Source organism: Streptomyces sp. NPDC052910 (genome assembly GCF_055585605.1).
Genome location: NZ_JBVJJR010000002.1, coordinates 46530 through 68745, shown reverse-complemented (window position 1 = coordinate 68745; position 22216 = coordinate 46530). Strand labels below are relative to the sequence as shown.

Below are 22216 nucleotides of genomic sequence, written 5' to 3'. Positions count from 1 at the left end.
CGGGACAGGGCGGGAGCGGCCGTATCGAGTGCGGGGGGGCCGGGGGGAGAGCCCCGCCGCCCACGGTGGGGAAGAGGTTGCGTTGTCTGTACAGCGGAGTGGCGCGTCCCGGGAAGTGCCCGCGGGCTGGTGGTACGCGGCGGCGGTGATCCTGGCGGCTTCGTCGGTCCTCCGGCAGGCGGGGTCCGAATCGGCGGCGGTCGCGGCGTTCGCCGTGGGGGCCGCGGCCGTGGCCGTACTCGGGATGCGCAGCCTTACGGTCGGGACGCCGTCCAAGGGAGCGGTCCTCATCGCCGTGAGCACCCTCGCGGTGAAGGCCCTCCTCCTCTGGGCGACCGACGCGCTGTAGAGCCCTCCGTCTCCCCGAGCCCCTGCCCACACCGTCCCCGCCTCTTCCCCGCACTCCTCCCCGGAGGTTCCGATGCGCCCTCCCCGCCGCCTGCCCAGGGGCGCCACCGCCGTCGCCTGCGTCCTCCTCGTCACTCCGGTGTCATCGGGCCACGCCGCGACGCCGCCCCTCGCGACGGGGACCGCCGGGGCCGGCGACGCGTCCGCCCGGCCGAAGCTGGAAGTGTTCGGCCTGGGGCCGCGAGGACACACGCCGGTCCGGGCCGGCGGCATCGCCGCCGTCCGCCTCGACGGCATGCCCGCCAACTGGGGGAGTGCCACCATCGACTCGGTCCCCGGCTCGAAGTCCCTCTTCGCGGGACCGTTCGACGTCTCCCCACGTGATCGGCGAGCCACCGGGAACGCCGACGTGTACGGACAGCACGTCACGGAGGAACCGGGACGGTACCGGCTCATCGCCCGGTACCGGGGACGGGAGATCGCCCGCACCGAGGTCATCGTGGAGAAGGCTCCCCACGCGGACTACCTGTACCGCTTCGACATCCACCCCCGCGGCGGCTCGGCCACCGGGCCGGCGGCAGGCCACCGGGTGCGCCCCGGCGCGACAGCCGTGATCTCCGTCGGCACCTTCGCGAGCGGACCCAAGGCCCTGCGGGCGCGGTCGTCCGCCTTCGACCGGCCGGTGACCTTGCGTACGGGAACCGAGGACGACCCCCTGCTGCGGTCGGACGACGGCTTCGTGACCGTGTACGCGGGCCACGTGCGGCTCAGGCCGGACCTGCCGCGGGGCACCTACCCGGTGACCGTCTCCCCGGGCGGCGACCGTTCCACCGTGACGCAGAACCTCATCGTCGACGGTCCACCCGTACCCGCGTCCTCGAACGCTCCCGGCCGTCTCACGGCCTGGGTTTGGGCCGGTCTCGCCGTCGTCGGCGCCGGCTTCGCGACCCTCGGCGCGTTCGCGGTCCGTGCCCGGCGGCGCCGGGGATCCGGCCCGGCCTGACCGGCGCCACCCCGCCCCTGCCGGACCGGTGAGGGGGACCGCGGGTGTGGCGCGGACGGGCAGCGGGGAGCCGTCCGGCGCCACCCGTCGGCGGCCGCCGTTCAGGCCACCGGGCCTCCGACGGTCAGGTGGTGCTCGACGCTCACCACACCGTCCACGCTGCCGCACAGCCGTACCAGCACCGGGACCAGACCCTCGTCCCGCACCGAACCGCTCAGCCGCACCTGACCGTTGGTCACCTCGACCCCGATGCCCGACGGCGGCTCGTGCAGCGTCCGCACCAGCACGTCCTCGATGATCTCCTGACGGATGGCACGGTCGTCGCGCAGGAAGACCCGCAGCAGATCACTACGGCTCACCAGGCCCACCAGCCGGCCCCCGGCGTCCACCACCGGCAGCCGCTTGACGTGCCGTTCCTCCATCGTCCGGGCGGCCAGGACGACACTCCACTCCGGCCGGGCACACACCGCCGGGCTGGTCATCAGCCCTTCGGCCGTCGTCGCCTCGTGCTTGGCGCGCACCGCCGCCGGCAGCGACGGATCCACCCGCCGGGCCGCCTTCGCCAGCAGGTCCGCCTCCGAGACGACCCCCACCGGGCGGCCCTCCTCGTCCACCACCGGAACCGCCGTGATGTCGTGCTCGTGCAGCACATGCACGATCTCCGTGAACAGAGTGCCGCGCTGCACGCTGACCACGGAATGCGTCATCAGATCGCCGACGGTCCTGTGCTGCAACATGTCCCAGCCCCTTCCGGTACGCACCCGGCGGCCGGGCGCGCGGCCACGTTGACCACCGGGAATGCCCCCAGCCTCGCACACGCGCCGGAACGCCGGAGCGGCACCTCCCGCCGTCACACCGGAGGGTGAGCGCGCGGCCGGGCGGTGACCCTCCGGTGTGACGGCGGCGCCCCGGCCTCCCCTCGGGGAGAAGCGCCGCCGACGGGCCGGCTCCGGCTCGTGGGGGAGGCGGGGGACCGCCGGTCCCGCTGCCGGCCCCCGTACGCGAGGACGTTCTCCGCCTCGACCCGCCGCGCCGGCGCCGCGCCCCCCTGCTCGTCGCCGTACGCCGCGAACACTGTCCGCGCCCGGTCCGCGGCGGCCGCGCCCCGGCCGAGGCCGGCCCCCAGCCAGGCGACCGTCAGCTCGGTCGCGGTCCGCTCGTCCCGCAGAGGGGGACCGCGTTCCGCGCGGACGGCCACGGCTCACCGGACGCGCGCCGGCCCCTCCTCGTACGCCTCCCGGGCCGCACGGTCGTGATCGTCGCCCCCCGGCTCGCCCACGCGGAGTCGGACGACCAGCTCGCCGTCTGCCGGTGGGTGGACGCGAGCTCGGCGCGCGGCGGCTTCCGCGCCGCGTCGTCACCGGACGCCGCCAGGGCGGCGGCGCACTCGCGCTCCGCCTCGGCCCTCAGCTCACGGTCCCGGGGGGACGGGCCGTCCTCCGCCCGGCGCGCGGCGAGTCACGCGCGGGCGCGCACCACCCGGACGCACGCCTCCGGCCGGCCCGGACCGCGCCACAGCGCCCCGGCCCGTTCGTAGGCCCGCTCGGCCTCGTCCTCCCGGCCCGCGCGGTCCGGGCAGTCGGCGGCCAGAGGGCGGCGTGGCCCCGCCGGCCATCCCGGCCCTGGTCCGCCCAGTGCGCGCCTCCGGCGCGTGCGCCGCCGACGGCTTGGGCCGGCCGGTGGCGGTCAAGGCCTCGGAGAAGAGGACGTGTGCCTGGGCGACCGGGGCGTTCGCTTCAGCGGTACTCGGCGAACCGGGGGCGCAGTCCCGCACCGACGAGCAGTGCCGCCCCGCCGAGTACGCCCGCCGGTACCGCGGGCCAGCCTGCCAACCGGTCCCGGGCGGACGCCGTACGGTCCGTGAGGACGGCCAAGTGCCGCGCCGACAGCGCGTCGAGGGAGCCGGTGAAGTCCCAGAAGTCGAACGGGATCCGGCCGCGGCCGAGTTCGGTGAGGGTCAGCACGGCCGCGTCCGTACGCCCGGTGGCGTGCTCCTCCCGCATCCGGAGGTCATCGGCGCGGAACCGGGCGTACCGTTCGCGCACGGCCCGGTGGGCGGCGCGCCCCGGAGCGTAGGAATAGCCCTCCGGGGCGAGCAGGGTGTCGAGACGTGCCGTCAGGTCCCCGAACCTGCTCACGGCGGCGGAGCCCGGGCGGGTGTCGTAGACGAACCAGCGGCCCTCGGTGGCCGCCGCCTCCGCGGCGACCGCCCGGGCCTCCGCCAGTCGGGCCCACGGGCGCAGGCCGTCCCGCGCGGCGTCCCGGACGCCGTCCGCCGCCGACAGGAACGCCACGGTGCCCAACGCCGTGACGACGGCGGCGGCGACCGTCGCCGCGCACAGCGCCGGGTTGAGCACCCGCCCGTACCGGCGGGCCAGCCGCCACTGGCACCATCCGAGGACGGCCAGGGCTGCGGTGCCCGTCCCGGCCGTGGTCCAGGCGGCGGTGACGGCCGCGTCGTGGGCACGGTCCGCCAACCGATCGGCCCGCCGCGCGTAACCGGAGGCCAGGGCGTCCGCGGCGGGCAGCAGCTCACGGTGCATCACCTCGCCCGCGTCGACGGACAGGGTGACGGCACCGGCGGGCGGACGGCCGGCGGGCCGGTCCGGCGCCGCCTCGTCGACGGCGGCCGACCGGGCGGCGAGCTCGTCGTACCGGCCCAGGCCGTCCAGCAGCGTCCGCACCCGCGCGCCCTGGGCCGGGTCTCCGCCGAGCCGCCCCAGCAGGTCGCTGACCTCGGCACGCCGCTGCCGCGCGGTGAGCAGGGCCAGGAGGCGGTTGCCGACCTGGAAGTCGTCCGCCGACCGGCCCGCGGGCAGGACGGCGGGCCGGTCGGCGGAGTGCCCCGGCACCAGGGAGTCGGCACGCTGCGCGTCGAGGTCGGCCAGGGCGAAACGCAGCCCGGACGCCGTCGCCGCCCGCTCGGTGACGGTCTGCCGCAGCCGCTCGGTGTCGGACCGGACCACGACGGCTCCGGCCACGGACGCGGCGCACAACGCCGCCAGGGCCGCCAGCATCAGCACCGCCTGCGCCCCGAGCCGGCGCACCGGCGCGACCGGACCGCGCCGCCGCCGTTTCCCGGCCGTGGTCCCCCGGCCACCGGCGGCCCGGGGCTCCGGTGGGGGCCCTTCCGGCACCGGCCCGGCGGCGGGCGCCGCGGCCGGCACCGGAGCGGCCGGGGCCGGGGTGACCTGCTGGATCGTCATACGACGACGCTAGGGACGGGCCGGAACGGGAGAGTGACGGATGAGGGAACGGGCGCCGGCCGGGCGGTTGCGGCGCGACGAGCGGCGCCGCGCCCACCGGGTCCCTCACGTACCCGGCGCGGAACGAACCGGTGCGGAACGAACGATCCGAGTGCGAAAGGGACAAGGCGTGGAAACGGACGAGAACGGACAGAAGGGGTGCGTCAGCGGCGGCCGGCGCGTGCCGCGGGCGCCTCGGCGCGGATCAGCGACCTGACCATCCGGCAGGTCGTGTTCGACGGCGGGCGGACGCCGATCCGGTCGGCGACCCGGCGTATCCTGCGGTTGGTCGCCTGCTCCGGCCGGTACGCGCCGCTGTGGAGCAGCGCGATGGCGAGGCGCATGGCCTTCAGCCGGCGGTTGTGCGACTCGTACCACTCACGCGGATGCCCGGCGGGCAACCGCTTCCTCGGCAGCGTCTCGAGGGTGCACGGGGCGGTGGGCGGTGCTGCTGCTGCGGCCATCGGCGTCCTCCTGTCGAAGGGGTCGGGCGACCTCTTCACCACCCCTTCATTCTACTGCCGGGCACTGACAATCGCCCCAGCTCAGGCGGGATTTGACGGGGAGGGACGGTACCCTGTGCGGCATGGAGATCTGGATCAACCCCGCCTGTTCGAAGTGCCGCTCGGCCGTCAATCTGCTCGACGAGGAAGGCGCCGAGTACACCGTCCGCCGCTACCTGGACGACGTCCCCGACGCGGACGAGATCCGGGCCGTGCTCGAGCGGCTCGGCCTGGAGCCCTGGGACATCACGCGCACCGGCGAGGCCGAGGCCAAGGAGCTCGGCGTGGCCGACTGGCCGCGGGACGCCGCCGCGCGGGACCGCTGGATCGACGCCCTCGCCGGGCACCCCAAGCTGATCCAGCGTCCGATCATCACGGCGGACGACGGCACCGCCGTCGTGGGCCGCACCGAGGACGCGGTACGGGAGGCGCTCTCCCGGTCGGTCGGCTGACCACCGGGTTCGGCCGCTCCGCTCCGCTGCCCTCGCTGTCCGGAACCCGCCGGTTCCCGGATCGCGGGGAGGGGCTTCAATAGGGGCCTTTCCCCTACAGGACCCATGAAGCACGAGGAGCAGAGATGCCACTGCGCAAGGCGACGATCCAGGAACACGTGGGACGGGCGGTGACCGAGGCCAACCCCTACGACCGCCCGGTGGTGACGGTCTACGGCGTCAGCGGCCCCAGCCCGCTCGCCATGGCCTTCTTTTCCAGTATCTGGATCCTCTTCGTGGACACCTACTTCGTCACCTTCACGCAGCAGGGTCTGCTCTTCCACCGCGCCGGCAAGTTCAGCAGCCGGCCCAAGGAGCTCGTGCTGGCCCTGTCGCACGACCAGGCCCGTCCGATGGTCAGCGATGTGCGCATGGGGACCCTGTGGAGCTCGTTCCGCTTCTGGATGCCGGGCCGGGACAAGCCGACGCGCATCAACGTCAACCGCGCCTGGCGGAACGAGCTCGACCACCTGCTGCGGACGCTCGCCGGCCGCCCGGCCGGGTACTGATCCCGGTCACCGGGGCGTCAGCGACGGCCGTGCGTTGAGGACGGCGGGCTCGGCGCCGCTCGCCCGCCGGTAGGCGTCCGTGATGCGGGCGTAGTGCTCCGCGCTCCGCCCGGCGTCGTCCGGGACGCCCCTGACCGCCTGGTTCATGGCCCGGTTGGCGTGGACGACGGCGGCCGTCGCCTCCCGCCGCGCGTCCGCGTACCGGGTCAGCGCGGCCGGCACGTCGTCGGTCCGCGCCAGCTCCAGTGCCAGGACTCGGGCGTCCACGACGGCCTGGGAGGCGCCGTTGGCCCCTACCGGGTACATCGGGTGCGCCGCGTCGCCGAGCAGGGTGACCCGGCCGTGACCCCAGGACGGCAGCGGATCCCGGTCCACCATCGGGTACTCCAGGATCCGCCCGGCACCCGTCAGCAGGGCCGGTACGTCCAGGAAGCCGAGCGACCAGTGGGCGTAGCGGGGGAGCAGGTCCGCGAGCCGGCCCGGACGGTTCCAGGCCGCCTCGCCGTCCAGCGGGCCGGGAGGGGCCTCGCGCACCTGGCAGACCCAGTTGACGCGGTCGCGGCCGATCGGGTAGGCGATGAACTCGGCGTCCCCGTCCCGGACCAGGACCGCCGACCGCCCGGTGAGGAAGGGCGCGCCCGTCGTCACCCCGCGCCACATCCGGACCCCCGACCACAACAGGGGCCCGCCGTCCGGGAACAGCAGACCGCGGACGGCCGAGTGCAGCCCGTCCGCCCCGACCAGCGCGGCGGCCTCCACGGTCCGGTGCTCCCCGGTGGCCCGGTCGAGGAGCCGGGCCCGGACGCCGGACGCGGTGTTGGTGAAGCCGTCGAGCCGCGTCCCGGTGCGGACGGCGTCCGGACCCAGGCGGGCGCGGACGGCGGCGAGCAGCAGCAGTTGGAGCTCCCCGCGGTGGATCGAGTACTGCGGCCAGCGGTAGCCCTGGGCGACGCCGCGCGGCTCGGAGTACAGCACGGTGCCGTCGCGGTCGCAGTACACGTTCTCGGCGGTCGGCACGCCGACGGCGGCCAGTCGGTCACCGAGCCCCAGCTCGGTGAGCTCGCGGACGGCGTGCGGCAGGAGGTTGACGCCCACGCCGAGCGGGCGGATCTCCCGGACGCTCTCCACGACGGTGACGTCGATCCCCGCGGCGTGCAGGCTCAGGGCGGCGGTCAGGCCCCCGATGCCGGCTCCGGCGACGAGCACGCTCACCGGCGGGCCTCCGACTCCGGCCGGTCGATGATCCGCAGCCAGGTCCCGTCCGGCTCGCGCCGGACGACCTGCACCCTGCCGCCCGTGCCGTCGGACGACCGGGTCGAGGTGAGGGCGAGGTCGGCCCCGTAACGGACCGTCGGCAACGGCGGCTCGGGCTCGAACGGCAGCTCGGCATGGGCCAACAGCCGCTCGCAGGCGGCGCGGATCGCCTCCCGCCCGACCGTCGCGCTGCCGGGCGGGAACGCGAGCACGGCGTCCGGCGCGTAGAGCGCCGCCATTCCCTCGGCGTCGCGGGCGTTGGCCCGTTCCACGAACAGCCGGGTCAAGTCCTCGGGGGTGGTGGCACGTGCACGGGTCTCGGTCATGGCGCCGCTCCTTCTTCGTCGGTGGTCCGCCCGGGCTCGGTGGGATGGGCGTCTCCGGTGCCTCCCGGCTTTCCGGCGCCCCTCCGGCCTGGTGGGACCAGCCTCCTCCGCGGTCACCCAGAAGTCCAAGACATGAAAAGTCTGACTGCTAGCATCGCCGGTTATGGAACTCCGGCAGCTCGAGTACTTCGTGACGGTCGTGGAGGAACGCAACTTCACCCGGGCCGCCGAGCGGGTGCGGGTCGCCCAGCCCGGGGTCAGCGCGCAGATCCGCAAGCTGGAACGCGAGCTCGGGCAGGAGCTGCTGGACCGCTCGGGCCGGTCCGTGGCGCTCACCGAGGTCGGCGCGGCCTTCCTGCCGCACGCCCGCGCCGCGCTCGCCGCCGTCGAGCGGGCCCGGCTCGTCGTCGACGAGATGGCCGGACTGCTGCGCGGCCGCGTCGCCGTCGGCACGGTGACCTCGCACAACGCCGATCTGCCCGGCCTGCTCGCGGGCTTCCACCAGGAGCATCCGGCGGTCGAGATCACCCTGGCCGAGGACACGACGGACCAACTGGTCGACGGCCTCCGCGGCGGGCGCTTCGACGCGGTCATCATCAGCGTGGGGCAGGACGGCCCGGCCGGCGTGTCCCTGCACGTGCTCGAGGACCAGGCGATCGTCGCCGCGGTCGCCCCCGGCCACGAACTCGCCGTGCACCCCGTCGTCTCCCTCGACACCCTGCGCGACCGGCCGCTGATCAGCCTGCCGCGCGGCACCGGGCTGCGCGCCCGGCTCGACGAGGCGTGCGCCGAGGCCGGCTTCCGGCCGCGCATCGCCCTGGAGGCCGGCGATCCGGGCACCCTCGCCCAACTCGCCGCGCACGGACTCGGGGCGGCCATCCTGCCCGCCGAGTTCGCCGCCTCCCGCGCACCGGAGCTGGTGCCGGTGGCCATCGACCCACCCGCGCTGCGCGGCCGGCTCGCCTTCGCCTGGCGGACGGACGGCCCCACCAGCCCGGCGGGCCGGGCCCTGATCGCCCGGGCACGGCGGGTGCTGGCGGGGCCTGGGGGAAGAGGCCCCGCGCCCTCCCCCAGAGCGGGCACCCCCATCTCGCCATATCCCGGGGCTGTGTCCCAGGCCCCCTGAAACCGCGCCGCGCGCCGTTGTCCTCAATCGCCGGACGGGGGCTGAACAGTTCGTCCGGCGATTCCCCTCAGGGCCCCACCCGCTCCGGCCATATCTCGACCACCCGCCGCGCCGCCTCCCCAAGGCCACTGCCGTCCAGCACGGCGACGGTCTCCGCTATCCCCTCGTCCGGCCACTCCAGCACCAAGGTCACGGGACCGCCATCCGGCACCGTGGACAGCAGGAGCCGCACCGGCCGGTGGAACACCCCGCCCGGCTCCCCGCCGTATTCCCGCAGGCTGACGGCCCGTTCGTCGCCCAGGGCCCGCCACGGCTCGCCGTCCCGCGCGGTCACCCGGCGGCCGTCCGCCAGCCGCAGCCCCACCCGCAGCGCGCCCGCGCCGGGCCGGCCGTACCAGGCGTCCCCGTACACCTCGTCGGTCCGCCGCTGTCGCCAGAAGACGTCCAGGCACAGGGTGACCTCCTCCGGCCACACCTCCCAGCCCGTGAACATCACCCGTACCCGCGGTCCTTCGGCCACCCGCGCCACCCGGGGGAGCACCGTCGGCAGGTACCGGTCGGCGGGCGGCCCGTCGTCCCCGTACCGTGACCCCGGCGGCCCCAGGTCGGCGAACGGCGGCCATTCCGGCTCCGGTTCGCCGGGCGTCACCGGACCGTCGAAGAAACCCATGGCTGTCCTCCCCGCACCCGTCCTCACGGGTACTCACACGAACGATCGTGACAGAGGGGTCTGACAATGCCGCTCGGGCGCCTTCCGGTTGCCCGCGGACGGCCTTCCTACCGGAACGCGACGTCCGCCACGTGCTCGCGCGTCGTCCGGTCCAGGAGCACCACCGAGGCCGCCTCCGGCACGGGGCTCCCGCCGGGTTCGCCGGCGCCCGGCGCCGTGAGCGCGTCCGACAGCCGCCGCAGTCCGCGCCGGTGCCGGTCGAAGACCCGCGGCCGGGCCCACCGGCCGCGCGCCTCCTGCCCGGCCAGGGCGTCGGCCGCCCCGACGTCCAGGAGGACGAGGTGCAGTTCACGGCCCCGGCGTCCGGCCTCCCGGGCGAGCAGCCGCCGCAGCCACGCCCGGCTGCCGCAGTCGTGCACCAGGAGCGGGCCCCCCGCCCGGACCGCGGCCCACAGCCGGCGGGCGTAGACCAGGCGCGCCCACGGCCGGTACACCGCGTACGGCAGGAACGCCGGCATCACCGCCGCGCAGTCCTCGTGGGCGTCCCTCGGGTCGACGACCGACGCGGCCCGCGACCACCGGCGGATGAGTGTGCTCTTGCCGCTGCCCGGCAGCCCCGAGACGACCAGCACGGCGTCGGCGGGATAGACCAGCAGCGCCGGGGCCCGCTCCCGTCCCCGCAGGTCCACCAGGCCCCTCGGACGCGGCGCCGGCTCCCCGGGCGGCACCTCCCGCACGGCGGTCGCGGCCGGCCTGCGTATGTCGTCCACTGCTCCCACGGTCCTTTCGGTCACGAGCCCTGACGTCCGGCGTACGTACCGCCGGAGCCTCGCACAAGACGCCGGGGGAGCGCGGACGGTTGCGGACCGCTCCCGCGCGGCCGCGCACCGCGGTCCGCGCGTGACCCGCGCGCCGGACGGGTCGTTGGGCGACCGTGACCGACGACATGCCCCGGGGCGGCCCCGGCGCCGCGTGGTGGGACCGGCTGTACGAGACGGACCGCCCGGAGTACCTCGACCGCGCCGACGCGGGGGACCGGCGCCGCCGGGTGCTCCGGGGACTGGCCCGGCTGGAACGGCTGACCCTGGCCCACCGGTCGTTCGGCGGGCTGGTCCTGGAGGGGCTGCGGGGCGTACCGCGGCCCCGCCTCCTCGAACTCGGCGCGGGGGACGGCCGGCTCGCCCGGTGGGTCCTCGACCGGCATCCGGCCCTGCGGGCCACCGTCAGCGACATCGCGCCGGACCTCGTCGAGGCGCTGCGGGCCGGGCCGCTCGGCCGCCACGCGCGGGCCACCGTCGAACGGCTCGACGCCACCGCGATCGACGCACCCGACGACGCCTACGACCTCGCCGTGTTCTGCCAGTCCCTCCACCACCTGCCGCCCCGGGGCGCGGCGGCCCTGCTGCACGAGGGCACGCGCGTCGCGCGACGACTGCTGATCATCGACGTGTGGCGCCACCCGGTCTGCCTGGCGGCCGTCCCGCTGAGCCTCCTCTGCGGCGGCCCCGCCACGGCCCACGACGGCCTCGTCAGCCTGCGCAAGGCGTACAGTCCGGCCGCGCTGCGCCACTTGGCGGGAGCCTGCGGCGCGCCCGTCGCGCTGCGCACGCGGTTCCTGCCGCCCGCCTACCTGGCGGCCGTCGCCACGAGACGCGCCTGAGACCGACGCCTGTCACTGTCGCCCCGGGGCGCTCGCGTCGCGCGCCGCGTCCTCCGCGTGGCGGAAGACCTTGTCGAGCAGCCCATGGAGCTGTTCGCGCTCCCGGCCGGTCAGCGGGGTGAGGAGCTCGTCCTGGACGGCGAGCGCGTCATCGGTCAGGCGGGCGAGTTCCGTCGCCCCGGCGGGAGTCAGGGCGACGGAGAACCGGCGGCGGTCGCCGGGGTCGCGGGTCCGTTCGACGTGCCCGAAGGCGGTGAGGTCGTCCAGCACCTTGGTCATGTCGCTGGGGTCGACCGCCAGGCGTCCGGCGAGCTCCCGCTGCGCCTGCGGGCCGAAATCGGCGAGGGCCGCCAGCACGGCCATGTGCCACATCCGCAGGTCGCGGCCGGCCAGCCGGGCCGCGATCCGGCCGCGGGCGTCCTTGCCGACCCGGGAGAGCAGATAGGTCGTCAGGCCGGTGAGGGTGGGGGGTGTCTCGGTCACCGGATTATTGTAGGTTGACACCCATCATTGGTCGTCACCCACCATTGCCGTCACGCACGAGAGAGGTGTCATGGACGCACTGCACCCCCGGCTGCTCGCCGGCCGGTTCGCCGAGACCTTCCGCTTCTACGCCGCGGTCCTGCCCGAACTCGCGGACGCCCGCCTGGTCCGGGGCACGGAGGACGGGCCCTACGCCCACTGGGACGTGGCCGGCCAAGGCGTGCTGTCCCTGCTCGACCGGCGGGCCATGGCCGACGTCACCGACATTCCCGCGGACGCCGCCGCACCCTCCGGCCGGGTGATGCTCGTCGGCCGCGTCCCGGACGTCGACGCCGGGTACGCGCTCTGTCTGCGGCACGGCGCCACGGGGGCCGCGGCCCCCGCCGACCGGCCCGAGTGGGGTCCGACCCTGCGGACGGCCCACGTCCGCGACCCCGAGGGCAACCTGATCGAGTTGCAGTCCTACGAGAGCTGACGCCGGAGACGCCGACCGTCAGGCGCCGGAGTTCCGGATCTCCACACAGGTCTTGCCGACCGAGCGCAGCTTGTCCCCGACGTGCTCCCAGCCCTCGGCGCAGATCCTGGTGTGCTCCCGCACGCCCCGGCCCCACGCCACGGTGTACCGCAGGCGCTCGTGCCAGTGCTGCAGCGCGCTGGTGTTGTCGACGCCACCGCCGTACAGCCGGTAGTGGCCGAAGAACTCCGCACCGGGCGGCGGCGTGACCGTGGCCCGCGCCACGTACAGACCGGCGCCCTCCACGGCCAGACAGGTCTGCCCCGCGCAGCTCCCGCCACCCGCCGAGGCCGGCGGTGCCACGGCGGCGCAGAGCGCCAGGGCGCCCACGGCGGCCACGGCCGTGCGCCCGGCCCACCGCGTTCTCGCCACGACCCGCTTCACCGTTCCCGCAACGACCCGCTTCATCCGTCCCGTTCCTCCCGTCGGTGCGCCGCCTCGCCGGCGCGGCGCCGCGCGGTGGTGCGACGGCGCCCGCCCACGCTCGCCGTTCCGGGCGGGCCGGCGCAATCGAACTCCGCGAGGTTCACCCGCACGACGTGCACCCGCACGACGTGCGGTCAGGGTGACGGGACCCGGGAGAGCAGGCACCGCGTGGTGGTGCCGCCCGGGCCCGTGTGGGTACGGACAAGATCGCTCAGGGTGTGGACCAGCAGCAGCCCCCGGCCGCCCGGCCGGTCCGGCGGAGGTGGTCGGCGGCCGGCCAGCGGATCCCTGACGTACCCGCGGTCCTGCACCTCCCACACCACATAACCGCCCTCGCTCCAGATCCGTACCGTCCCCGTCCCGCCGCCGTGCACCACGCTGTTGGTGGTCAGCTCGGCGACGGCCAGCGCCAGGTCGTCCCGGCGCTCCGCGGCCAGTCCCAGCGCCGCGGCCCGCTCCACCACGACGTGCCGTGCCTCGGGCAGCAGCTCGTCGTCGAAGTCGAAGGAGAGGACGTCCCCGCCGGCCGGCGGCGGCAGCGGCTGGTTGTAGGCGGCGATGATGTGGTCCGGCGCGTAGGAGCCGCTGGGGCCGTTGCGACCGCCGTCGATGATCACCGGGTGGGTCGCGTAGGCGTCGGCCACCGCCCGCGGATCCAGCCGTGAGGTGTCGTACGGGCAGACGATGGTGACCCTGCGGCCCGCGAACGCGTGGTTGATGAGGGCCTCGTGCTGCACGCACGCCGGGTACTCCGCGGCCGAGCGGCCCGCCCACACCGGCTCGCCGACGATGCGGACGTGCCGGTCGGGATGGGCGTCGGCGAAGGCCCGCAGCACCCGCGGGATGATCCGCCCGGGATTGCGGCCCGCTTCCTCCATGTCGACGAACCGGATGCCGGCCCCGTCCGCCCCCAGCGCGTCCCGCAGCAGCTCCAGCCGGGCGCGGGGAACGGCGATCGCCACCGGGTCGCCGTCCGCCAGCCCCTCGCGGACGAACGCCGTGAGCGCGGCGACGTACTCTCCCCCGTCCCGGTAGAACAACGCCGGGTGGACGAACGGCCCGACCACGGCCGTCGTATCGTTCACAGGGTCACCTCGATCACTGCAGGGTCGGGACCGTACGTTCGTCGCGGGTCCGCTCACCGTCCCCGCGCGGCGCGCGGAGGCACACGGTGGGCCCGGAACGCCCCGTCCCGCCGGGAGCCCCGCCACCGTACTAGGAAGAGGTACCCACACGGCGCCTTCCCGTCCCCCGGTGGAGCTCACGCCTGTCCCCCTCGCTCGTACCACCCCACACTCCGTACTCCTGACGGGTCTCCAGGGCCCATCGCAGACATTCCTCCCGTACCGGGCAGCGCGCGCAGACGGATTTGGCCCCTTCCGCCTGTGCCAGCGCCGGAGCTCCCGTGCCGATGGGAAAGAACAGGTCGGGGTCCTCTTCCGTACAGGCGGCGTACTGTCGCCAGTCCACGTCGGTACCTCCGTTCCGAGCGTTCCGGGATCGTCTCTCCCTCCACGCCTCGCCCGGAAGTCCGGAAGTAACCCTGGAAGAAAACCTTCGGACATGCTCGCGCGCGCACGACGGCGCCCCTCGGCGGCCGGAAGGCCGGGAGGGGCGAGTCGTGCGCGGTGGAACCTGCCGCCGGAGGGCGGAGGTCACTGCTGGGCGAGCATCTTCTTGCGGAGCTTGCCGAGGGTGCGGCTGAGCAGCCGGGAGACGTGCATCTGGGAGATGCCCAGCTCCGCGCCGATCTGCGACTGGGTCATCTCCTGGCCGAAGCGCAGCTCCAGCATCAGGCGCTCGCGCTCGTCGAGCTCCTTCAGGAGCGGCTTGAGGACGTGCAGCGCCTCCACCTTCTCCAGGTTGTCGTCCACGGCACCGATCCGCTCCGACCACGAGCGGGAGGAGTCGTGTCCCCGCGGCCCGGGCTCGGCGGGCGTGTCGATGGAGTGGGCGGAGTAACCGTTGCTGGCGACCTGGGCCTCGATGACCTCGTCCTCGGAGAGGTCCAGCACCTGGGCCAGCTCCTTGACCGTGGGGGAGCGGCCGAGCCGGCCGGAGAGTTCCTCCGTCGCCTTGACGAGCTCGACCCGGAGCTCCTGGAGCCGGCGGGGCACATGCACGGCCCAACTGGTGTCACGGAAGAAGCGTTTGATCTCTCCGGTGATGTAGGGGATGGCGAGGGTGGTGAACTCGACCTCGCGGGTCAGGTCGAACCGGTCGATCGCCTTGATCAGACCGATGGTGCCCACCTGGACGATGTCCTCCATCTGGTCCGCCCGGCCGCGGAAGCGGCCGGCGACGTAACGCACCAGGGAGAGGTTCATCTCGATGAGGGTGTTCCGGACGTACTGGTACTCGTGCGTACCCTCCTCCAGGACCGCCAGCCGGTCCAGGAAGAGCTTGTTCAGGGCCCGGGCGTCGCGCGGGTCGATGCCGCCCGCGTCCTCCACCTGCGGCAGGTCCACACCGAGAGGCCCACCCACCGCAGTGCTGCTCCGCTCGGCCCCTGCCGTCTGCGTCACGCTCGTGCTGGTCACGTGCGCCCTCCTTCAACTGTGCTTGTCAGTTCGGCTCCTGCCCCGGGTTTGCCGGGACATGCATGTTGGCACGCCGATTTTCGGCCGGAGTCCTTCCGGATTCCGGCCGGACAGCACCGAGGCCCGGCGGGGACCGCGTCCCGCCGGGCCCGGAGGAGACGGGGCCTTGGTGTCAGAACGTCACCATCGGTACCAGCGGCTGCGGCCGCCACCGGAGTCGACGGAGCGGACCAGGAAGCCCAGCAACCAGATGACAAGCACCGCCACCGCGACCCACCACAGAATCTTGATCGCGAATCCGGCACCGAAAAGGATCAGAGCGAGGAGCAGAACGAGAAGAAGGGGAACCATGTAAATCAACCTCCGACGTGTCGTCTTCCCAGTGCTTTCGCTTTTATCCGGGCTTCCTTTCTTCATGCCAGGCCGTTGCCGATTCGACACCGAACTCGCCCGTCCGCCGCCCGGCTTCGGAACTTCGGTGATCGACGGGTTTGAGGGGAGCCGGCCGGGGCAGCCGCCGGGTTGAAATCATCGACGGCACGAGGGAGATATCGAGATGAGCGCTCAGGAAAAGGCCAAGGCGAAGGCGGAGCAGGCCAAGGGCAAGGTCAAGGAAGGCGTCGGCCGCGCCGTCGGCAACGAGAGCAAGGAGGCCGAGGGCCGGGCCGACCAGGCCAAGGGCGACCTGCGGGGCGCCAAGGAGAAGGCGAAGGACGCGTTCCACGACTGACTCGTCTCTCGCGGAGTCCTCACGCAGTGCCCCGAGGGGGCCGCGGTCCTCGGACCGCGGCCCCCTCGCCGTGTGCCGTGCGCCCGGTCCACCGTACGCCCGGAATCCACCGTGCGCCCGGCCCGCCGTGTGTCGTCGTCCGCCGCCCGGACGGTGTCTCCCCGCGTCCCGTTCCGGCGCCGTGCCCGTTGTCCCGAGCCGGACGCACCGCGCCGGAGCCCTTGTTTCCGGGCTCCGGCGCGGTGGTCGTTCCTATCCGTTCACACCTGGTCACACCTGGCCGCGCCACCGGCCCGTCTCCAGGCCGCGCGACTCGATGAACTTCTTGAACCGCTCCAGGTCTCCCTTGGCCTGCCGGCGGACGAACCCCAGCTTGTCGCCGAGGGTGTCCACCACACCCTCCGGCGTGTGGTCGAACTGGAGCATCACCTTGGTGCGGGCCGTGTCCAGCCGGTGGAAGGTGACGACGCCGGCCTGCCGGACGTCACCGTCGACCGTGGTCCACGCCACCCGTTCGTCGGGGACCTGCTCGGTGATCACGGCGTCGAACTCCCGCCGGACCCCGTCGGTCTTGACCACCCAGTGCGTGAGCGTCGGCGAGCGCTGCTCGACCCGCTCCACGCCCTCCATGAATTCCGGGAACTCCTCGAACTGCGTCCACTGGTTGTACGCCGTGGTGACCGGGACGGCGACCTCGACGGATTCCTCGATCTGCGACATGCTGCCTCCTTGCGCCACGTGTAGGCGGCGTCTGCGAGAGGAAAGACGGACATCCGGCGGATGCCCGGGAATCGGCCGGGCAGACGTGGGTCTTTCGGCGTGGGGGAAGGAAACATTCGTCGCCGGAGAATCACCCGTCCCGGGCACCGATGCCGGAAACGCCCCACACCGCGCGCCCTTTTCCGCGCCTGCCCGCGCCCCGCAGAATGAGCGCCCCGGCGGAGCGGAAGGCCGCCCGGGAGGAACGTACGGAAAAAGGTGCACACCGTCCCGAAGAGGGAGTAAGGCGGGTCGATCGGATGAATCCCTCGGACGCGGAACATCCGGGCTTCGTCACCCTGTCGGCCCGGCTGACCGGGCGGGACGAGGAGGAGCTCCGGGCGTCCGGCCTGGTCCGCCTGCACCACGACACCACGCTGGAGCGGGTCGGCCGGGAGGCCGTCGGGCGGTTCCTCGACGACCTCGACGCGGCGGGCGGCGACCCGGACGCCCTGGTGGACCCGGAGTCGCGGGCCGTCGCGCGGGCCATCGTGCATCTGTGGCGGACGGGCGTCTGGCCGCTCTGACCGGGGAGCGGCCGGACGCCCGGCGGGCCGGGGTCAGCGGGTGGCGAGGGCCGGATCGCTCACCCCGGACGCGCCCGTCTCGACATGCCCGGCGAAGCGTCTCAGGAACGAGCCCGGGGCACCGCCGTCCTGTGAGACCACCGAGACGTCGTACCAGCGCTTGCCCGCGCGCGTCCGCACCGTGTGGCGTACGGTCGCGCCCGGCCGAACGGTCAGGGTCTCGGCCGGTCCGCCGTAGGCGTCGGTCACCGTCAGGTGACAGTCGGCCGTGCCCCGCTGGGTCAGGGTGAGGTCGAGGTCGCCGGTGGCCGCGTTGTGACGGGCGGTGACCTCGGGGCCCTCGGTGCCGCCGGGGCCCCGGAAGCTGCGCAGGTACCCGTTCGGGCCGTGCACCGTGAGGTCGTAGACGCCCTTGGAGTACGCCGTGTTCCAGGTGTCGGCGACCGTCTTCCCGGCCTCCGCGGTGTACGTCCACGGGCCGTCCGTGCGGTTGGCCGAGGTGACGAGGAACTGCGCGCCCGCCGCCTGGCCGCCGCTGAACGTGAGGGTGAACCGGCCGGTGGCGAGGGTGAGGGCGCCGTCCGTGAACGGCGCGTAGCGCAGCGGCCGGGTCGGACGGGAGCCCGGCTCCTGGCGGGGGAGGGTGCCGGTGGCGGGCGGCTTGGGGACGTAGTCGGGATGGCGCTGCCGGTCCGGCGGCCGGTAGCCGGCCGTGGACGGCAGCGCGGCGGGCTGGGAGTCCGCCCGGCTGAAGTCGAAGGCCGAGGTCAGGTCACCGCAGACGGCCCGCCGCCACGGCGAGATGTTGGGCTCGCGCACCCCGAAGCGGCTCTCCATGAAGCGGATGACCGAGGTGTGGTCGAAGACCTCGGAGCAGACGAAGCCGCCGGTGCTCCACGGGGAGACCACCAGCATCGGGACCCGCTGTCCCAGCCCGTAGGGGCCGGCCGTCTTGCCGAGGCTCCCCTTGTAGAGGTCGGGTCCCGGGTCGACGGTGGACAGTCCCTGGGCGGCGGACGCGGGCGGGAACGGCGGGACGACGTGGTCGAAGAAGCCGTCGTTCTCGTCGTAGGTGACGAACAGCGCGGTGCGGCTCCACACCTCCGGGTCGGCGGTGAGGGCGTCCAGCACCTGCGCGATGTACCAGGCACCGTAGTTGGCCGGCCAGTTCGGGTGCTCGGTGTAGGCCTCCGGCGCGGCGATCCAGGAGATCTGCGGCAGCCGGCCGCCCTTCACGTCCGCCTTGAGGACGTCGAAGAGGCCGTCGCCCTTGCGGACGTCGGTCCCGGTGCGGGCCTTCTCGTACAGCGGGTCGCCCGGCTTGGCGTCGCGGTAGGCGTTGAAGTAGAGGAGCGAGTTGTCGCCGTAGTTGCCGCGGTAGGGGTCGCCGGTCCAGCCCCACTTGCCCTTGGCGTCCAGGCCGTCGCCGACGTCCTGGTAGATCTTCCACGAGATCCCGGCCTTCTCCAGCCGCTCGGGGTAGGTGGTCCAGCCGTATCCCGCCTCCTCGTTCCCGAGGACCGGGCCGCCGCCCTTGCCGTCGTTGCCGGTGTACCCGCTCCACAGGTAGTACCGGTTGGGGTCGGTCGACCCGATGAACGAGCAGTGGTACGCGTCACAGAGGGTGAAGGCGTCGGCGAGGGCGTAGTGGAACGGTATGTCCTCGCGCGTCAGGTAGGCCATGGTGGTCGCCGTCTTGGCCGGTACCCACTGGTCGTAGCGGCCCTTGTTGAAGGCCCGCTGCCCGCCCGCCCAGTCGTGGTTGAGGTCCTGGAGGAACTGCATGCCCAGGTGGTCGGCCTCGGGGCGGAACGGCAGGATGTCGCGCTTGCCGTCCGACTGGTGCCAGACGGACTTGCCGCCGGGCAGCGTCACGGGCCGCGGGTCACCGAAGCCGCGCACACCCCGCAGGGACCCGAAGTAGTGATCGAAGGAACGGTTCTCCTGCATCAGGACGACGATGTGCTCGACGTCCCGGATGCTGCCGGTGCTCCGCCGGGCCGGAATGGCGGCGGCGCGGGCGATGCTCCCGGACAGCGCGGTGAACGCGGCGGTGCCGCCGGACAACTGCAGGAACCGCCGGCGGTCGATCTCTCCCATGGGCAAGGTGACCTCTGAGGATGTGGGGGACGGGAACGAAGCGCTCCAAGGACAGCGAGGCGGGTGGAAGGGGTGGTGGCGACACTGTGACGCCGGGAGGTACGGGAGGGGAACAGGGTGAACGCGTCACATTCCGGCCCGCCCTGCCCGCCCCCTCCCTCCCACTCGCCCGTCCCGTCACCCCACCCGTCCCATCCGTCACCCGGCCGGATTCAGCCGACGTCCAGGACGTGCCGCAGCCCCTGCCGCCAGCGCTCCCGGTCCAGGGCGCGGGCGGCGGCGAACTCCGGCGCCTCGTAACCCCGGAAGGTTCGCACCTCCGCCCGGCCCCCGCCGCCCGCCGCGGCGAGGACCGCCCCGGCGGCCCGCCGGCCGGCCTCGTTCGCCGTCTCCATCGAGGCGAAGTCGATGTTGCTGTACGTCCGGACGTGGTCGGCGGCCAGGAACAGGTTTCCGACGGCGGTGGTGGTCTCGGGGCGCAGGTCCCACGAACCCGCCGTGTTCATCAGGAACGGATCGTCGTCGCGCAGAGCGCCGTCGGCCTCGGTGATCGCCTCGTCCAGGTACCAGGTCTCCAGGAGGGCGTCGTCCAGCGGGGCGTGGTCGGCCAGGTGCGCCTTCATCTGCGCCCACACCTCGCGGGCGACCTCGGCCCGGGTGCAGCGCCGGGCGGGCTTGCCGTAGAGGATGCCCGGCGTCTCCCAGTCGGAGACCACCACGGACAGCGACTCCCGCACCCGGCCGTCTCCCCAGGTCCGTTCGAAGGGCGCCGACCAGACGTGGGACTGGGCGATGGACGCCAGCTTCCAGGGGGAGTCCACGTGCAGGACGTGACCGCGGATGCCGGGAGCCCGCTCGCGCAGATAGAACTGGATGCCGCTGCACCAGGTGTGCCGCAGCCCGTCCATGGCCGCCAGTCGGGGGTCGGCCGACCGGAGGTCGGCGTTCCAGAGCCGGACGGCCCGGTCGGCGGGGAGGGCGACCACGAACCAGTCGGCGTCGATCCGTTCCGTCGCGCCGTGCGCCGTCCGGGCCGTGGCCGAGACGATCCGGCCGCCGCGCAGGTCGAGCCGTTCCACGCCGCGGCCGAAGGCGAAGCGCACGCCGAGCGACCGCAGGTGTGCCGCCCAGGGGTCGAGCCACGCCTCGCTGGTCGGCCCGTCGAAGACACGGTCGAAGGGGCCTCCGGCGTCACTGCCGCGCCCCGCCAGGTCGTAGAGGATGGACTCCATGCCCTGGCCGCAGGTCCGGGTGCTGGCGACGGGGGCCCGCAGCGCCTGGAGGAGCTGGACGCCGCCGCCGAGGAACTTCCGGTAGTCCTCCGACATCCCGTCCGCCCGGATGAAGTCCCACCAGCGCACGTACTCCCACTGTCCGAACCGGCGTTCCCTACAGCTCGTCAGGAGCATCACCGCCTGCTTGGCGAAGAACAGCGTCTCCCATGGCGGCAGGCGCAGCCCCTCCTGGAGGAGGCCGGAGAGCGAGGCGATCAGCAGGTTCGCGTCGGAGAGCGACGACGGGACCCACCGGTCGACCGGAAAAGGGAAGTCCGGGCGGCCCGAGGTGCGGGCGAAATTGATCCACCGCACGGGGGTGAGGCGGGAGTGGACACTCTCCCCGCCGGGCAGCGGGATGCGGCGGAGGGTGTCGGGGAGGTTGTGGTAGAAGCCGAACACCCCGCGGTGGCCGTGCTCGCCGGGCAGATTGCGGCGGCCCCCGGTGCCGCTGTGCGGGACGTACAGGGAGCGGGCCTTGCCGCCGGGGACGGAGCGCCGCTCGTACACGGTGACCGCGAAGCCGCGTTCCGCGAGCTCGTGGGCGGCGGTCAGGCCGCCGACCCCGGCGCCGATCACGGCGACGCGGCGGCCGTCGGCGGCTCCGGCCGCGCGGGCCGCCCGGGTCACCCGCCGGGACGCGGACCGTGCGGTGCCCGGCACGAGGCCGGCCGCCGCGCCCGCCGCCGCCCCGAGGAGCAGGGCGCGGCGGCGCGGGACCGTCATGGATGGTTCGGCGGTCGCGGACGGTTCGGCGGTCATGGGCGTTTCGGGCATGGCGCGCACCCCTTCCTCCGGAGCCCCGGGCCGGAGGCGCCCGGGTGCTCACGGCGGACGCTAGGGGCCGGGAGCGCGCCGGGTGCGGGAAACGGCACCGCGTCCGTCGAACGGGTTGCGGCCCTCCGGTGAGCGCCGTTCCGTCCGCCGGTACGACCGTGCGATGATCGGCCCATGGGGGAGCGAGCGTGCGAGCGCTGTGGGCGGCTCGGCCGGAGGTGGCGGGTGTGCCGGAGATGCCGGTCCCGGCGGTTCGACGCGGTGGACGCCGTGGCCGACGTCGCCGAGACGGCGGTGGGGGCCCTGCGGGCGGCGGGACGCGGGGTGGGTGCACTGCTCCGGGCGATCTTCGACTGACCCTCGGGGCGGTGGTCGGCTCAGCGGAACGGCCGCCGGCTCAGCGGATCGGCCGGAACGAGAAGTACGTGTGGGACGGGTCGTTCCAGGAGCGGCCGGAGGTGACGAGCGCGGTCGCGCTGCCCACGCAGTCGCTGCTCGGCCAGAGGTGCACGGTGCGGTTGGTCATGTTGGTGCCCCTGACCGCGCCGGCCGAGGTCATGTTGTGGCAGGCGCCGACCTCCGGACTGAGTTCGAGGGAGCGCCGGCCCGCGCTGTCGAACCATTCGAAGTAGCAGGTGCCGCCGCCCGGCGGTGGGCAGGCCGGCTCCAGGGACCCGGCCGGGGCGCGGCCCTCCGTACCGGGGGCCGCCTGGGACAGGCCGGCCGCTCCCAGAACCAGGGTGGCAGCGCACAGGAGACGCGGGATGACGCGGCGACGGATCACGGGATTCCCCTCCCCGCCCGGAACGCGTGGGTGCGCGGATGTGTGAGGCGCGGTGCGCGATGCGCGGTTCGTCCGGACTTCTTCGCCATGGTCATGCCTGGCCAACCGGCCGTCCATCACCCGAACGAGCGGATCCGCAGCGGGTGGCCGCCCCGCCACCGCCGACC

Annotated in this window: 27 protein-coding genes; 10 read left to right on the top strand and 17 right to left on the bottom strand. The window is 74.2% G+C overall.

All coding sequences use genetic code 11. The features are described from left to right. Positions 1 to 82 precede the first annotated feature (82 nt). The gene (locus tag ACZ6X9_RS06085) at positions 83 to 349 is read left to right on the top strand and encodes a hypothetical protein (protein WP_469776738.1); all 267 of its coding nucleotides are present in this window, start codon (positions 83 to 85) and stop codon (positions 347 to 349) included. A gap of 72 nt (positions 350 to 421) precedes the next feature. Next, on the top strand, positions 422 to 1351 hold the full coding sequence (locus ACZ6X9_RS06080) for a hypothetical protein (RefSeq protein ID WP_469776737.1): 930 nt from the start codon (positions 422 to 424) through the stop codon (positions 1349 to 1351). 101 nt (positions 1352 to 1452) lie between these two features. Here the strand turns inward: ACZ6X9_RS06080 and ACZ6X9_RS06075 are convergent, their stop codons facing one another. From ACZ6X9_RS06075 to ACZ6X9_RS06065, 3 genes are all read right to left on the bottom strand, one after another. Then, positions 1453 to 2085, bottom strand: a complete 633-nt coding sequence (locus tag ACZ6X9_RS06075) for a CBS domain-containing protein (RefSeq protein ID WP_469777617.1) — start codon at positions 2083 to 2085, stop codon at positions 1453 to 1455. Between the two features lie 1002 nt (positions 2086 to 3087). Then, positions 3088 to 4557, bottom strand: coding sequence for a hypothetical protein (locus tag ACZ6X9_RS06070; RefSeq protein WP_469776736.1), 1470 nt, complete (start codon positions 4555 to 4557; stop codon positions 3088 to 3090). A 203-nt stretch (positions 4558 to 4760) separates the two neighbouring features. Continuing rightward, positions 4761 to 5060 (bottom strand): hypothetical protein, encoded by a 300-nt coding sequence (locus tag ACZ6X9_RS06065; RefSeq protein WP_469776735.1) that lies wholly within the window; start codon positions 5058 to 5060, stop codon positions 4761 to 4763. A 122-nt stretch (positions 5061 to 5182) separates the two neighbouring features. Between ACZ6X9_RS06065 and ACZ6X9_RS06060 the strand changes: the two genes are divergently transcribed. Then, positions 5183 to 5551: an arsenate reductase family protein gene (locus tag ACZ6X9_RS06060; RefSeq protein ID WP_469776734.1), complete on the top strand. Its 369-nt coding sequence runs from the start codon at positions 5183 to 5185 to the stop codon at positions 5549 to 5551. Positions 5552 to 5676: 125 nt separating this feature from the next. After that, entirely contained in the window at positions 5677 to 6099 is a 423-nt protein-coding gene (locus tag ACZ6X9_RS06055) for a hypothetical protein (protein WP_469776733.1), read from the top strand. Positions 6100 to 6105: 6 nt separating this feature from the next. Here ACZ6X9_RS06055 and ACZ6X9_RS06050 read toward each other — a convergent pair whose 3' ends face one another. Then, positions 6106 to 7311 carry a flavin-dependent oxidoreductase gene (locus ACZ6X9_RS06050; RefSeq protein WP_469776732.1) on the bottom strand — a complete coding sequence of 402 codons (1206 nt, stop codon included), beginning with the start codon at positions 7309 to 7311 and terminating at the stop codon, positions 6106 to 6108. Beyond that, positions 7308 to 7679, bottom strand: coding sequence for a YybH family protein (locus ACZ6X9_RS06045; RefSeq protein ID WP_469776731.1), 372 nt, complete (start codon positions 7677 to 7679; stop codon positions 7308 to 7310). Before ACZ6X9_RS06045 ends, ACZ6X9_RS06050 begins: the two co-directional genes overlap by 4 nt. 163 nt (positions 7680 to 7842) lie before the next feature. On the opposite strand from ACZ6X9_RS06045, the gene ACZ6X9_RS06040 reads away from it, so the two are divergent. Beyond that, positions 7843 to 8805, top strand: a complete 963-nt coding sequence (locus tag ACZ6X9_RS06040) for a LysR family transcriptional regulator (protein ID WP_469776730.1) — start codon at positions 7843 to 7845, stop codon at positions 8803 to 8805. 67 nt (positions 8806 to 8872) lie between these two features. On the opposite strand, the gene ACZ6X9_RS06035 is transcribed toward ACZ6X9_RS06040, so the two are convergent. Continuing rightward, positions 8873 to 9475, bottom strand: a complete 603-nt coding sequence (locus ACZ6X9_RS06035) for a hypothetical protein (RefSeq protein ID WP_469776729.1) — start codon at positions 9473 to 9475, stop codon at positions 8873 to 8875. Between the two features lie 107 nt (positions 9476 to 9582). Continuing rightward, a complete protein-coding gene (locus ACZ6X9_RS06030) occupies positions 9583 to 10245 on the bottom strand; it encodes an AAA family ATPase (protein ID WP_469776728.1) in 663 nt (220 codons plus the stop codon). Positions 10246 to 10409: 164 nt separating this feature from the next. Here ACZ6X9_RS06030 and ACZ6X9_RS06025 point away from each other — a divergent pair, with 164 nt between their 5' ends. Next, positions 10410 to 11135 (top strand): class I SAM-dependent methyltransferase, encoded by a 726-nt coding sequence (locus tag ACZ6X9_RS06025; protein ID WP_469776727.1) that lies wholly within the window; start codon positions 10410 to 10412, stop codon positions 11133 to 11135. Positions 11136 to 11147: 12 nt separating this feature from the next. Here the strand turns inward: ACZ6X9_RS06025 and ACZ6X9_RS06020 are convergent, their stop codons facing one another. After that, complete coding sequence (locus ACZ6X9_RS06020) at positions 11148 to 11618, bottom strand: MarR family winged helix-turn-helix transcriptional regulator (RefSeq protein ID WP_469776726.1); 471 nt, start codon at positions 11616 to 11618, stop codon at positions 11148 to 11150. Between the two features lie 70 nt (positions 11619 to 11688). On the opposite strand from ACZ6X9_RS06020, the gene ACZ6X9_RS06015 reads away from it, so the two are divergent. After that, positions 11689 to 12093, top strand: a complete 405-nt coding sequence (locus tag ACZ6X9_RS06015; RefSeq protein WP_469776725.1) for a VOC family protein — start codon at positions 11689 to 11691, stop codon at positions 12091 to 12093. Positions 12094 to 12111: 18 nt separating this feature from the next. On the opposite strand, the gene ACZ6X9_RS06010 is transcribed toward ACZ6X9_RS06015, so the two are convergent. The 5 genes from ACZ6X9_RS06010 to ACZ6X9_RS05990 form a co-directional block, all read right to left on the bottom strand. Further along, complete coding sequence (locus ACZ6X9_RS06010; protein WP_469776724.1) at positions 12112 to 12540, bottom strand: hypothetical protein; 429 nt, start codon at positions 12538 to 12540, stop codon at positions 12112 to 12114. A 152-nt stretch (positions 12541 to 12692) separates the two neighbouring features. After that, positions 12693 to 13643 carry an anti-sigma factor RsbA family regulatory protein gene (locus ACZ6X9_RS06005; protein ID WP_469776723.1) on the bottom strand — a complete coding sequence of 317 codons (951 nt, stop codon included), beginning with the start codon at positions 13641 to 13643 and terminating at the stop codon, positions 12693 to 12695. A 130-nt stretch (positions 13644 to 13773) separates the two neighbouring features. Then, positions 13774 to 14028, bottom strand: coding sequence for a WhiB family transcriptional regulator (locus ACZ6X9_RS06000; protein ID WP_469776722.1), 255 nt, complete (start codon positions 14026 to 14028; stop codon positions 13774 to 13776). A gap of 185 nt (positions 14029 to 14213) precedes the next feature. Beyond that, the gene (locus tag ACZ6X9_RS05995) at positions 14214 to 15098 is read right to left on the bottom strand and encodes an RNA polymerase sigma factor SigF (RefSeq protein WP_469776721.1); all 885 of its coding nucleotides are present in this window, start codon (positions 15096 to 15098) and stop codon (positions 14214 to 14216) included. A gap of 180 nt (positions 15099 to 15278) precedes the next feature. Further along, on the bottom strand, positions 15279 to 15449 hold the full coding sequence (locus ACZ6X9_RS05990) for a hydrophobic protein (RefSeq protein ID WP_469776720.1): 171 nt from the start codon (positions 15447 to 15449) through the stop codon (positions 15279 to 15281). Between the two features lie 205 nt (positions 15450 to 15654). Here ACZ6X9_RS05990 and ACZ6X9_RS05985 point away from each other — a divergent pair, with 205 nt between their 5' ends. Next, on the top strand, positions 15655 to 15828 hold the full coding sequence (locus ACZ6X9_RS05985) for a CsbD family protein (RefSeq protein ID WP_469776719.1): 174 nt from the start codon (positions 15655 to 15657) through the stop codon (positions 15826 to 15828). 270 nt (positions 15829 to 16098) lie between these two features. On the opposite strand, the gene ACZ6X9_RS05980 is transcribed toward ACZ6X9_RS05985, so the two are convergent. After that, positions 16099 to 16548 carry an SRPBCC family protein gene (locus tag ACZ6X9_RS05980; RefSeq protein ID WP_469776718.1) on the bottom strand — a complete coding sequence of 150 codons (450 nt, stop codon included), beginning with the start codon at positions 16546 to 16548 and terminating at the stop codon, positions 16099 to 16101. A 299-nt stretch (positions 16549 to 16847) separates the two neighbouring features. On the opposite strand from ACZ6X9_RS05980, the gene ACZ6X9_RS05975 reads away from it, so the two are divergent. Further along, complete coding sequence (locus ACZ6X9_RS05975) at positions 16848 to 17114, top strand: hypothetical protein (protein WP_469776717.1); 267 nt, start codon at positions 16848 to 16850, stop codon at positions 17112 to 17114. A gap of 33 nt (positions 17115 to 17147) precedes the next feature. On the opposite strand, the gene ACZ6X9_RS05970 is transcribed toward ACZ6X9_RS05975, so the two are convergent. Both ACZ6X9_RS05970 and ACZ6X9_RS05965 read right to left on the bottom strand, forming a co-directional pair. Then, positions 17148 to 19214 (bottom strand): phosphocholine-specific phospholipase C, encoded by a 2067-nt coding sequence (locus ACZ6X9_RS05970; protein ID WP_469776716.1) that lies wholly within the window; start codon positions 19212 to 19214, stop codon positions 17148 to 17150. Between the two features lie 212 nt (positions 19215 to 19426). Continuing rightward, complete coding sequence (locus ACZ6X9_RS05965; protein WP_469776715.1) at positions 19427 to 21265, bottom strand: hydroxysqualene dehydroxylase; 1839 nt, start codon at positions 21263 to 21265, stop codon at positions 19427 to 19429. A 174-nt stretch (positions 21266 to 21439) separates the two neighbouring features. Between ACZ6X9_RS05965 and ACZ6X9_RS05960 the strand changes: the two genes are divergently transcribed. Next, positions 21440 to 21622: a hypothetical protein gene (locus ACZ6X9_RS05960; RefSeq protein WP_469776714.1), complete on the top strand. Its 183-nt coding sequence runs from the start codon at positions 21440 to 21442 to the stop codon at positions 21620 to 21622. Positions 21623 to 21662: 40 nt separating this feature from the next. Here the strand turns inward: ACZ6X9_RS05960 and ACZ6X9_RS05955 are convergent, their stop codons facing one another. Next, entirely contained in the window at positions 21663 to 22049 is a 387-nt protein-coding gene (locus tag ACZ6X9_RS05955) for a hypothetical protein (protein WP_469776713.1), read from the bottom strand. Between the last annotated feature and the right edge of the window lie 167 nt (positions 22050 to 22216).